Genomic DNA, 13,458 nt, shown 5'->3' on the forward strand with positions numbered 1-13,458 from the left:
ACAAGGTCCAACTGCGCTAGGTCACGGGAATATATAAATCGACAATACATTTCTTCTCGGGATGTTCGTTGTAATTATTATGATACAGCTGAAAAACGGGCTGATCTGTCTTTTTATAACCATTGGCATTCATGTACATAAATAAAGACGTCCAAGACGCTTCAAATTGATCCATGCCAATTTCAAAATGTCCAATAATATAGTTGCTTTCTGGAAAGTGAACCATAGCTACCGTGTCGTCCATTTCTACAGGTTGCTCTACTAAAAGTCCTGCGCTCATCCTTACGTTTGCTTCACTGGTAATTTTTAGGCTATCGTAAAAAATACTTGCCATTTTAAAGTTGGGAGTTCTTAAAAGGCCACGGGACCCAGCCCAATTTAACAGTTTTTCAAAAGCTTGGTTTGAGTTGTGCTTGCCAATAATTGGAATGCCAACAAATGAGATAGGGTTTTTAGTTGCTACTGAAATGTGATCGGTCATTAAAATGTCTTTTTGCAGTGGATTAGTGGTGCAAACATAGGCATCAAATTTGGTGATCGCTTGTCCGTTCTTGCGATTCATTTGACTAATCTTGCTATAGGTTCCTTTGCTCTTTCTTCGGAAATCAGTCGGACTCAAACCATAAAAAGACTTGAAAGCTCTGGTAAATGAAGAATTGCTCGTGAAACTATATCGAAATGAAAGTTCGGAAATCGTGATGTCCTTTTTCCGAAGTAACACAGAAGCCGCTTTTTCAATACGCTTTCGTTTGACATAGCCATTAGGAGTTTCTCCTGTAACCATTTTAAAGATGCGATGAAAATGAAACGGACTGTAGTGAGTAAGTCCAGAAAGTGTCTCTAACGATAAATTGTCTTCTAGATGAGCCTCAATATAATCAAGTACTTGGTGTATTCTCTTTTGATGGGCTGTTGAGGATGCTGTCATTTGGCAGAGCGCTGTTAATCAGTAAATGGAATGCTGTTTAAAAAGGTTGCGCTTATTCATATCTTAAACTCTCTACAGGATCTAGTTTCGCCGCTTTAATGGCGGGCATTAATCCAGATAAAACGGCCACTATAAAAGTGATGATCACGGCGCTTATCATGGCCAACCAAGGTGTTGTGAAATCGAATCCTGCTGCTGCCGAAACGCCCCAACCTGCTAAAACCCCTAAGATGATACCAACGGCACCACCCAACTGCCCAATGATAATGGTTTCTATAAAAAATTGAAATGCAATGGTAGCGCGCTTGGCACCTAAGGCTTTTCGAACACCGATTTCTCGGGTACGCTCAGAGACAGATACCAGCATCATGTTGAGAAGCGCAATGGTAGAGCCAAAAATGGTGATAATACTTACAATCCAGGCCACAGTAGATAGAATCCCTGTAATGGCACCAATTCTATTGATAAGGTCGTCGCTGCGTTCTATCCCAAAGTTGTTGTCTTCAACCGGTCGTAAGCCTCTAATATTTCTAAAGAGTAAGATAGCCTCGTCTTGAGCACCTTCTAGCATGTCTTTTTTGTCTGTTTTAACGCTTAAACTGTAGTTGATGTTTGAGTTGGTAAAAATGGTTCTCGCTTTTTGTAATGGTAGCAAAACCCTAAGATCTTGATTGTTCCCAAACGTGGCGCCCTTTTCTTTGAGCACCCCAATGACCTTAAATTTAGCGCCTCTTATACTAATAGTTTTATTTAAGGGGTTGACATCTTTAAGTAATGCTTTTCTCAAATCACTGCCAATCACACATACCGAATTGCTATTCTCAACATCAAAATAGTTAAGATCTCTACCCAGCTTTACTTCTAGGCCAGAGTTGGTGATAAAATTTTCATTAACCCCGTAAACTTGAACTTCAGGATCGGTCTTTTCATTATCGTATTTAACTTCGGCCGTTGCTGTGCCCACAAACGAAATGGAGGTTTTGGTGAACGGAAATTGATAATCTTCTTTAAAGGTCTTAACGTCCCTGTAGCTGATGACAGGCTTGATTTTTTCATTATCGTTAGCGCGCTGATTGTTGAAATCGTAACGCTGAATGTTAAAGGTGTTGGCGCCCATTGAAGAGAAGTCGCTCGAAATGGTGTTCTCCAAAGCCGAAACGGCACTTAAAATCCCCACTAAGGCAGTGATGCCTATGGCAATAATCAAAATGGTAAGAATGGTGCGTAGCAGTTGACTTCTAATCGCGTCAAAGGCGATGTAAATATTTTCCTTTACTAATGAAAACATAAAATGATTTTAATGGCGCTTGTGTATCATAAGACTCAAAAGCCTCCATAAAGTTACCACAAATTTAAAATTAGATGGGTTTAGCTCTTTAAATTATAATATTTTTGTGCAAAAGAGATCAATATAGAGGCCATTCTATTTCTACGGAAATTTGAGATGGCAGCATAACATAATAATTTTCGTTTTTACGGAGAAAAGACATGGCACAAAAACCGAGCATACCAAAAGGAACAAGAGATTTCAACGCTTTTGAAGTTGCTAAAAGAACCTACATCATACAAACCATTAAAGAACGTTTTGAACGTTTTGGCTTTCAGCCGATAGAAACGCCCAGTTTTGAGAATTCTGAAACCTTAATGGGAAAATATGGTGACGAGGGTGATCGGTTGATATTTAAGATATTGAATAGTGGCGATTTTTTGAGTAAAGTTGCTGATACGGATTATCATGCAAAAGATTCAACTAAAATAACGTCGAGTATTTCAGAAAAAGCCCTTCGCTACGACCTCACTGTACCGTTTGCGCGTTATGTGGTACAACATCAAAATGAGATTGATTTTCCATTTAAACGCTACCAGATACAGCCGGTTTGGCGTGCCGATCGTCCGCAGAAAGGTCGTTTTAGAGAATTTTTTCAATGTGATGCCGATGTTGTTGGGAGTACCTCTTTATGGCAGGAAGTAGAGTTTATCCAACTTTATGATGCGGTGTTTTCGGCCTTAAAACTTGAAGGTGTCACTATTAAAATTAATAATAGAAAAATACTATCTGGTATTGCCGAAGTTATTGGCGCACAAGACAAGTTGATTGACTTTACCGTAGCGCTTGATAAATTGGATAAAATAGGAGAGGATAAGGTCAAGGCAGAAATGCTGGACAAAGGCATTTTGCCTTCGGGCATCGATAAATTGCAGCCCCTTTTTAGATTAAAAGGCGATTTTGGTTCTCAGATTGAAGAATTAAAGTCGATTCTAAATACTTCCGAAGAAGGAAAAAAGGGTATCGAAGAGTTAGAGTTTATCAACACTGCAATTTGTACTTTAGGGTTGCACACAGCAAGCTTACAATTGGATGTGACACTTGCGCGCGGACTCAACTATTATACGGGTGCCATTTTTGAAGTTTCTGCTCCAGAAGGCGTGGCTATGGGTTCTATTGGTGGCGGTGGTCGTTATGATGATCTTACTGGTATTTTTGGATTGAAGGATGTGAGCGGTGTAGGCATCAGTTTTGGTTTAGATCGTATTGCTTTGGTTTTAGAAGAGCTCAATCTGTTTCCTGAAACGGTAAGTCATGGGGTGAAGGTGTTGTTCATCAATTTTGGAGATCAAGAGGCCATGGCAAGTTTAAAAGCGATAAAGCAGCTTCGAGCGCATCACATTTCTGCGGAACTTTTTCCCGATAACAAAAAAACCATCAAGCAATTTAACTACGCTAATAAACGAGAGATTCCTTTTGTGGTTTTGTTGGGCGAGTCTGAAATGACCTCCAATACATTCACGCTTAAAAACATGAAAACGGGAGATCAAGAACAGGTTTCCTTAGAAACTTTGATAAGTAAACTGTCATAAAAAAAAGACCCTAACACAAGGTTAGGGTCCATTTTAGTTAAGATCCATGTAGATTTGGGTCTAGCTTAGCGTACTACTGCACAATAATTTTTTTAGAAACCGAACCGCTTACGGTTTCTAATTTAATAATGTACGTGCCAGTACTTAGGTTCTTAACTGGGTATTCAGAATAGTCCCGATCTGAAATGTTGTTAAACGTGATAATAGGTTGTCCCATCATATTGAAAAGCGCAAAGGTTTTTATGGATAGTAAGTTTTTATTGTAAAGTGCGATACTCTGAGACGTATTCGTGTAAAAGACCTCAACGGTATCAATTATATTATTTTGAGTATCAAGCGTCTCATCTTCATCGGCAAAGGTTAACTCAAATCGATCTAAATGTTCACCTGCACTTATAAAAAACTCAAAATTGGAGTCACGTAAATTTGTGTAAGTGTTGTTCTCAAGATCGTGAATGTAGATATTTATATCACTTGGAACATTTTCCAATTCGTCAATACCAATGGTATTTAATCCGTCTTCGTGAGATACTATTCCTAACGGGTATGTGACACCATCAGATACGGTATTACTTCCTTGAATATTGTATTTTTCAGAATCAATCATCCAGAACATGTCATCAATTTGCGTTTCGTTGTACTTTCCATCATAACCCCAATCTGCATTTACAGTGGCATTATCGTCTATGGTAAGTAGGAGTTGCCTGTGTAAATCTCCAACAGAATTAAAACTGATTCTAAACTTCATGCGTTCATCAAAATTAGTTGTCGTATCTGCTTGTGACGAAGGTTGAGAAGTCTCAGCATTTCTAAAGAATAATGAAGATCCAATTTCTTCTTTTTGAAAAGCACGCTGACCATTGTTAAAATTAATTACGCCATCATTTTCTGAAGTCACAAAGAATCCTTGACCTACGGCAATATATCTACCAGATATTTTTAGAGGGAATTCATCTAGGGATACATTCGGGATTGTGGTACCTATGTAAATTCCAGGTAAAAATCCAGATAAATTATAAGTAGCATAGCCGCCTAGGTAATCTGCTAAGGCATGAGAACCACCTCCCCAATGCTCATAGAAATAAACAGTTCCCGTCATTGTTGGCAATAAGCCATCTATGGTTGGCCCATTGTCTAAAATAAATTGAGCGGCATCTAATGCAGAAGGATAAGGATTACCCACTAAATATTCATTTCCAGCGTTTATGTTTAACGAAATATCACCATTATTTGGCTTTCCTGAAAACACATAGTTTTGAGGTTCAAAAACCCCACCAGTACCTGGTCCTTTCATCGTGAATCCTTCACCGGCAAGCATGTCTGTATTTGGGTCTATGGCTTGCCAAGCGGAGTAGTCGTTATTTGGTAAGTTGTTATATTTATAAAGCCAGCGGTCTGAAACTCCAACAGGTGTTGTTGACGTGCCATTATAAGATGTTACGAAATTGATATCTAATGGATTGTTTTGATCTGTGCCATCTTTAAGGGCGCCAGCTATGGTGTAATTACCGTTGTTGGAGGTGGAATTTTGTGCGCCAACTGGAGAAGACCAATAGTTATAGGTGTAGGTATCTGCTGTGCCCTGTTGGTCTCTCTCTATCTTGCCCGCACTTGAAGGGTCCAGATAGCTGTTGAGGCCCTGTACAAGTTGGGATTCCCCTTCCAGGTCAATGGTGCCGTCCAGTTTTAAGTACCAGCTCACGTTCAGTTCCGAGTCATCGGTCACGCTAAATTCTATGGGACTTCCTTCCTCATCCATTTCATCAATAAAAAGCGCAAGGTGTCTTTGACTGGCATTATAGGTCACACCAACGTGTTTTACCTTAATTATGGACCAGTCATAGTTAACGGCATCCATGCCGTTTATGCCCTCTGCTGTTGAGGAAATGGCCGTCTCTAGACTGCCACCCTGCCTTGTGACAAATGGCATTGGGGCAGATTGCAGCTCAAGAACCTTGATGTTGTGCAGGCGTGCGCCGCTGCCAACATCCACTGTTGCGGTGCTAAGGTCATCGACAATATCACCTCTGTAGGTATCAAACCTATAATAACGTTCCAATGTGGACCAGTCCAGTGTGCTTTCATTGGTGGGGTCTACAAAATCCGTGATGTCCTGTGGGACCTCAGTTCCCCTAACGGTACCACCGTTGTTCTCGATCTCCTGATAGACCAGTTTATGGATCTCGTCCTCAGAGAGCGCCTTGTTGAAGAGCCTTACCTCATCCAGGTTGCCATGAAAGTAATTGAGGTTGGTGTTGGCACGTTTGCCCATGGTGAAAGGGGTCGTGTCGTTATTGATGGCTCCGTTGACATCACGATCTGCCACCAGTTCCCCGTTGACATAAAGTTCCATGGTATTTTTGGTATTGCTATAGGCCATCGCAATATGGATCCATTGATTCTTTTGTACAACGGCACTCTGCAATGCATACCCGTTGACCCTGGCATAGATCCGATCGTTATTGTTGAACCTGAGGTTTATGCCATCCTGCCCGATAATATACTGATTGCCCGAAGCTCCGGGATCTACTTTGATCCAGCACATCATGGTGGCCTCGTTGGCGCCCCCGAAAATCGGGGTGTCCTCCACGTAGTCGTTTCTGCCATCAAAATAGAGCAACAGCTTTTTGTTTATCATTCGAGGAGAACCGAACAGAGTGTTATCGGTGTCAAAAAGGTCCACGATGCCATCACCATCGGTGTCGTTGGTATCATCTATCACGCCATCGTTATTGGCATCAAGCTCAGCGTAGAGTGTTTTTGAGATATCAAAGGTGCTTCCGTTTGATGTGGTATCCATATAGTCCGGGATGCCATCAGAATCGCTGTCCAGGACATAATTGACATTTCCGAGCCCTTGATTGTTGTTGCCGTAGGCACTGTTGAAACTATCACCGCTGAAAAAGTCAAAGACATCCAAGATACCGTCGGTAAAAAATTCTGAGACGCCATCGTAGTCAGAGTCGGTCTCTCTAATATTGTCGCTATCTGGTCCATCACCAACCCCATCACCATCGATGTCGCCATCGCCATTTTGAAACTGGGGGTCGGCACTGTTGCCCGCACCGGACTCATCCACATCAAAGATGCCGTCATTGTCACTATCCAGATCGATGTAGTTTGGGATGCCGTCATTATCGGTATCCAGTACCGTTAGGCCCTCCATGGCATCCTGCATGCCGTTGCCGTTGGTATCGGTAAAGTTTTGGATATAGCCCTTGCCGTTGGTGGTGGCTGCAAATCCTGCCTCTACCGCATCGGGGATGCCGTCATTATCGGAGTCGAGGTCAAAAATATTGGAGATGCCATCACCATCGGTATCGCACAGCGATTGTACAAATGAGATGTCGTCTATGGCCAGGTCATTTCCTGCGCCCCCGGTTTCATTGTTGATGAAAAAGACATTGAACTCAGATACGTTCAGGGTGAGCTGTGACGTATAGTTGTGCCAGCTTGCATCTGGATCTCCATTGATTGATCGTGGGATCTGACCCGTAGAGAAGGAGTGCAGGAGGTTGTTGTCGGAATCCCTGAACTCGACCAGGATATCCGGGGCTTTGTCATTTGTCGCTCCAGAGACAGGGATGAGGTTGAGTACCCAAAAACTGTAAGTGGTGGGTACGTTTGGTAGGGTGCCCGTAATATGTGCGGTATAGAACACGCCGGGATCATAAGAGGCATTAAAGATTGCCATCCTGCCATTGGTGTCATCGGGGGTATGATCGTTTCCGATGTACCAGTTGGTCTCTGCCCATGAGGCGAGGTCCTGGGAGGGCGTGTTGTTGATGCCGTCCCCGTTGCTGATCCTGTTGAAGACCGTGTACTCACCATCACCCAGATCAGAACCACTGATGTTTGCGGGGTCTGAGCCATCTTCATAGAAATAGGAGGTTGTGGCATTGTAGGTGGTGTTTATGGTCGTTCTTCCACCGGTACCAAAGGTCTCGTTAAGGATCTTGTAACTGCTCTTTATGGAGATGTTCGAGTTCTTGCAGTCAAGTTCCTCCATGGCGTCTGGGATACCATCATTGTCATCATCAATATCCACATTATCAAAAACGCCATCATTGTCACTGTCAAAGAACAGTTGCTTGGACTCACCCCTAACGGTAAAGGTATAGGAGCCTTCATCGGCATCATTGCTGAGGATGGTCACTGTGGATGAGGATATGCTGTTTCCCAGGTTATTGAACTGTACCGTAAAGGTGGTGCTGCCATTGGCCTGTACTGGAGAGGAGTAGAGCGGTGCCACGATCGAGAAGTCGGTCGTGTTCGATAAGCTGATCGATGAGATGTCGAGTGCGCCCTGGTCCAAGTTGTCAATGGCGAAACTGCGGGTCAGGGAATTACCTGCATCATGTGTCCCAAAATCGGTTCCATCTGCAGGTGTTGGCGTGGTGTCCCCATTTGAAATGGATAGGTTATTGCCCTTGACGTCTATTTCTGGTTCTGCTGGAGCAGCATTTATGAGCGCAATTTTATCGATAGCCATATCTGCGGCGTAAAAACCTCCGGTGATGCCTCGAAATCTCAATTTCAATGTTTGACCAGAATAAGAGGATAAATTAATATTAACTTCATTCCAAGAGTCCAAACTGGAGTTTTGTACTTGACCATTTTGAGACCATAGGGTCGTGTTAAAGTTAAGGCCGTCTGTGCTTGCTTCGAGATAAAGTGCGTCAATATCTGCGCCGTACATATGATAACTAAAAGAGAATTCAGGATTAGACATTCCGCTTAAATCAAAGCACGGACTTTCAAAAATTGCGGTTTTATTGTATGGGAAAGAACCTTCTATATACATGTAATAATTTCCATCTGCAGGTGCTGATGGGCCGGTATTTCCAGATGGCGTTCCCCCAGCTTCTCTTTCCCAATCTGCGTTATCATTGGTATTGTTTTGAGTCCATTGGCCAATACCGCTTTCAAAGCTTTCATTATAAGTAAATGAACTAACAATCTCACTACAGTTAGTAGCGCTTGAATTTGAAAAATCAATAATTTGTAATTCATGAGACATACTATTCCCGCTTCGATGTGCCCAATGAGCCGCTTGTGTTGTAGACTTTAAATAGTAGTTTCTCCAACCTCTACCATAGGCTGTGCCACTACCATTTGTAACCGATGTTCCAACAATCAAGGCCTGATCTATAGTTGTTAATCCGGCGCTTGTGATATTTAATGTGCTTTCATTTTCTGAATTGCTATAATTTTGAAACCTCGTCACGTTTAACTCGCTGTTGTTTAATACGTGAACAAAATGACGATTATTACCATTAGAGTCATGATCTGAATTAAATAGCCAATTAACCCTTTGATTGTTAGAGCCGGGATAAAATAGAGGCCAATGATCTGAAATGGCTTCGTCAGCGCCGTTTGCATTGGTATCTCCAATATGTTGATCAAATATAATAGCGTTGCTCCAATCAGAAACATTAGCCGTATTTCCGGTACCATTTGTACCATATGGGTTTGATCTTAATGTAATAGTGCCTGAATCTGAGCCCGTACTTCCTGAATTACCATGAAGTACATTCCAATTACTTCCAGTAAATTCTACAACCGTAATATAAACGGTTACGTTATTGCCGTTAGATCCTTTGAGCACTCTCAAAGCACCATTATTTTCCATATAAGCGATAGCTGTTCCGGAATCTGCCCCAGAATTTCCAGAACTATTTATAATGCCTGTAATAAAAGGAATGACATTATTACAATTGGAAATCCCCCCAACACTTTGTAAGACATTATTATTCGTACCATTTAAGGAGACGGTATACCGTCCACGAACTCTAAACTCATTAGGACCATTTACTGGTCCCGTATATTCAATAATAGAGCTACTAAATTTTGAGTTGGTATTAACAGAATTAGGTTCTCTATATAAACTCAAGGTAGATGTGTTTGTTAACCGCACAGCTCCTGCCATATCTCTGCCGCTTAAATTTGCATTGGAGCCAATAGCCCCAGCATGCGATTTTCGATTGTTGTTGTTTAGAACAAAAGCATTGTTAGTGGAGGACACTGGTGTAAAATTCGTGTAGGTTTTCCCGTTTCTGGGTACATCGTCTTGAATGTGTCTGATTGAGAAGTCCTGAGCGAAACTATGGAGTGAAAGTAAAAGGATACTTAAACAGGTTAAGTTTCTGAAATTGAAATTAAGATTGATTCGTAGCATTTTGGCATTGGTTTGGTTTTGAGGGAGTGGTTATAATGGCCAAATATATAAAAAAATCTATTAAGTGCAATAAAAATCCGATAAAGTGTAAAAAAATGACAAAAAAACCTGAATTATAGTTCTATTGGGGTTTATTTTCTATGTAAGTGCTTAAGGAGGAGTGATTTTGGATAAAATCACTTTTTTGTTTTGAAGTACCAATGATTTGGATACTTCTGCTTCTTTTCTGTATTCCAATTAAGGAAATTTCAACTAGTCTTATTGTTTCTTTGAAAGATGAGTTTCACTCAATTTGAAAAATAAGGTATTAGAGATGAAATATTAATCTGTTTTGAAGCGTTTTAAGATGTTTTTAAAGCGAGGGAAGTGTTTTATAGGGGCAATATAGATATAAAACCTATTAAGTGCAATAAAAATCCGATAAAATGCAATAAGATTTAAATAAATTGAGTTCTTAGAAATTTAATTTGAGAAAATTCTGATCAATAGCATGTCGATCTATCTCATTGACATCGAGTGTATTTATAAGATTTTCAGCAACATCTATATATTTAAAAAGAGAAGGTCGTACCGTCTTTACCATCATTTAATTGAATGCCTTTTTCAGCTAACTGATCTCTGATTTTATCAGAAAGTGCAAAATCCTTATTGGCACGTGCCTGTTGGCGTAAATCAATTAAAAGTTCAACCGCAGCAGCCAACTTATCGGTACCGGTGTTAGTAACAGCAGTGTTGACAAGGCCTAGAATATCAAAAGTAAAGCTATGCAAGGTGTTCTTAAAAAGATCTAAATCTTCCCGAGTGAGGCTTGATTTCCCTTCTTTCATTTGGTTGATCAACTTAACGGCCTCAAAAAGATGCGCAATAAGAACGGGAGAATTAAAATCATCATTCATGGCATCATAGCAATGTTGCTTCCATGCTGCTACATCCATTGAGGAAGCTGTTCCCGGTTGTAGTTCCTCCAAAATGTTAATAGCATCCATAAGACGGTGAAATCCTTTCTCACTAGCTAAGAGTCCGTCATTAGTGAGATCTAAAACACTGCGATAAGAAGATTGGGCATTAAAAAACCGAATAACGCTAGGCGAATAAGCCTTGCTAAAAAACTCATTTTTGCCAGAAAGCAACTCTGCCGGATTTACAATATTGCCGGTAGATTTTGACATACGCTGCCCGTTCAACTCTAGCATATTGGCATGCATCCAATAATTGACAGGAGATTGACCTTTAGCAGCTTCGTTTTGCGCAATTTCGCACTCGTGGTGTGGAAATTTTAAATCCATACCACCACCATGAATGTCAAACTGGTCTCCCAAATATTTTGTGCTCATAGCGGTACATTCTAAATGCCAACCAGGGAAACCATCGCTCCAAGGAGATGGCCAGCGCATAATGTGTTGTGGTTCTGCTTTTTTCCAAAGTGCAAAATCCTGCGGATTCCGCTTATCGGTTTGCCCGTCTAGTATGCGCGTATTATGAATTAAATCCTCAAGCTTTCTTTTGCTCAACTTTCCGTAGTCGTTGGTTTCGTTGAATTTGTGTACATCAAAATAGACAGATCCATTGGCAATGTAACCGTAACCATTTTCAATAATGGTCTTGACCAGTTCAATCTGTTCAATAATATGGCCTGTAGCTGTGGGTTCTATACTTGGTGGCAAAAAGTTGAAGGTATTGAGCGTGTTGTGAAAATCAACGGTGTAACGTTGCACAACCTCCATAGGTTCAATAGCTTCAAGACGTGCTTTTTTTGTTATTTTATCTTCACCAACATCCGCATCATTTTCCAAGTGTCCTGCATCTGTGATGTTTCTAACATAACGTACTTTGTAGCCCAAATGCTTCAAATAGCGAAACACCATATCAAAAGACATGAAGGTGCGCACGTTTCCTAAGTGAACATTGCTATAAACCGTTGGTCCGCAAACATACATGCCTACATGGCCTTTTTCAATAGGAGTAAAGGTTTCCTTTTGACCAGAAAGCGTATTATATATTTTTAGGGATTGTTCTTGATACAAAGACATGATGATGACGTTAAGACGTTCAAAACTACTATTTTTATTATTGCTTCGGAAAATTTAGCACTTAAAAAGCGGTGTCTAAATTTATATAGTCCAGAAACTCACGTTTGGTTTCCTTGTCTTTAAATTTTCCGCCAAATTCTGAGGTTACCGTGCTGCTTTCAACATCTCTTATTCCTCTAGAATTGACACACAGGTGCTTAGCATCGATCACGCAGGCAACATCTTCTGTTTTGAGAACCTTTTGAAGTTCTCTAACCACTTGAATAGTAAGACGTTCTTGAACTTGTGGGCGTTTTGCAAAATAATCAACAATGCGGTTCATTTTAGAAAGGCCCACGACGTGACCACTTGAGATATAGGCAATATGTGCCTTACCTACTATAGGTAATAAATGGTGCTCACAGGTAGAATATAACGTGATGTTTTTTTCTACAAGCATCTCTCCATATTTGTATTTATTTTCAAATGTAGAGGCACTTGGCTTTTTGTTGGGATGTAATCCGCCAAAAATTTCGTTTACAAACATTTTGGCAACGCGGTTAGGAGTCCCTTTTAAACTGTCATCAGTTAAATCAAGGCCAAGCGTTTCCATAATATGGTGAACGTCCTTTTTAATACGTTCTATTTTCTCAGCATCTGTAAGGTCAAAAGCATCTGTTCTTAATGGTGTATCACTCGATGTTCCAATGTGGTTGTCCCCAACAGCTTCAATATCTGTTATGTTATCTTCAATTTTCATATAGCTCAACATAAGAATGCGATTTGCAATTTTACAAAGGCGAGGCGCATTTCTAATTTTAATAAGGATGCAAAGGTACGCAAAAATCAAAATGAAATTTAAGGGTAGGAGTTTTTTGATGAGAACTGTTATATACCTGTAATCGGAATCCTCGCACCATTTATCCAATTTAACAACAGGATCAATAACATTTGTTAGGAAATGGTTAAATTCCGCAACCAAAACTTAATTAATCATTATGAACTTTACATTACGCCCATTTTTGACAGCGCTATTAATCTTCTTTGTCATCACCTGTTCTTTTTCACAAAGCCAAAGTCAACATCGCGAGTCGCAAATTGTTAATTATGCTGAAAATATTGCAGCACCTTTAAGTAGTTCTGAATTATCTAAAATTAAAGAGGTCTACGGCGATAAGGCTGAAAAATATGTTTTAAGCAAGCCTCAGCGTTTAAAGGATATCAAAAATATTCTTCGTAATAGGATTGAATTTATAACAGTTCAGAATCCTCAGGATCAAAAAGACTGTGAGTTACTTTCAGAAGTACCGCTCTTTAATTATTACGTCTCAGGATTAAAAAGAGATGATACGGTTTCAATAGAAACTTTTAATCCATTAAAATATTTATTTAACTATAATTCAATTGGTAATCATATCTATAGAATAGATAATACCAATCAATATATTTTAGTTAAATCTCAATTCAATAATTAATCCTATAAT

7 protein-coding genes are annotated in these 13,458 nt (G+C 40.2%); 2 read left to right on the forward strand and 5 right to left on the reverse strand.

The window, feature by feature from the left end; all coding sequences use genetic code 11:
* Positions 1–16: 16 nt before the first annotated feature.
* Positions 17–928 (reverse strand): GyrI-like domain-containing protein, encoded by a 912-nt coding sequence (locus P176_RS0115130; protein ID WP_026755500.1) that lies wholly within the window; start codon positions 926–928, stop codon positions 17–19.
* Between the two features lie 52 nt (positions 929–980).
* A complete protein-coding gene (locus P176_RS0115135) occupies positions 981–2,216 on the reverse strand; it encodes an ABC transporter permease (protein ID WP_026755501.1) in 1,236 nt (411 codons plus the stop codon).
* 200 nt (positions 2,217–2,416) lie between these two features.
* On the opposite strand from P176_RS0115135, the gene hisS reads away from it, so the two are divergent.
* Positions 2,417–3,787 (forward strand): histidine--tRNA ligase, encoded by a 1,371-nt coding sequence (hisS, locus tag P176_RS0115140; protein WP_026755502.1) that lies wholly within the window; start codon positions 2,417–2,419, stop codon positions 3,785–3,787.
* Between the two features lie 73 nt (positions 3,788–3,860).
* Here hisS and P176_RS20095 read toward each other — a convergent pair whose 3' ends face one another.
* The 3 genes from P176_RS20095 to folE form a co-directional block, all read right to left on the reverse strand.
* Complete coding sequence (locus P176_RS20095) at positions 3,861–9,965, reverse strand: LamG-like jellyroll fold domain-containing protein (RefSeq protein ID WP_081820730.1); 6,105 nt, start codon at positions 9,963–9,965, stop codon at positions 3,861–3,863.
* 551 nt (positions 9,966–10,516) lie between these two features.
* Positions 10,517–11,995, reverse strand: a complete 1,479-nt coding sequence (cysS, locus tag P176_RS0115150) for a cysteine--tRNA ligase (RefSeq protein ID WP_026755504.1) — start codon at positions 11,993–11,995, stop codon at positions 10,517–10,519.
* A gap of 61 nt (positions 11,996–12,056) precedes the next feature.
* A complete protein-coding gene (gene folE, locus P176_RS0115155; protein WP_026755505.1) occupies positions 12,057–12,734 on the reverse strand; it encodes a GTP cyclohydrolase I FolE in 678 nt (225 codons plus the stop codon).
* Positions 12,735–12,972: 238 nt separating this feature from the next.
* Between folE and P176_RS0115160 the strand changes: the two genes are divergently transcribed.
* Positions 12,973–13,449 carry a hypothetical protein gene (locus P176_RS0115160; RefSeq protein ID WP_037348978.1) on the forward strand — a complete coding sequence of 159 codons (477 nt, stop codon included), beginning with the start codon at positions 12,973–12,975 and terminating at the stop codon, positions 13,447–13,449.
* The last annotated feature ends 9 nt before the right edge of the window (positions 13,450–13,458 follow it).

This window comes from Sediminibacter sp. Hel_I_10 (assembly GCF_000688335.1).
Classification (GTDB): domain Bacteria; phylum Bacteroidota; class Bacteroidia; order Flavobacteriales; family Flavobacteriaceae; genus Psychroserpens.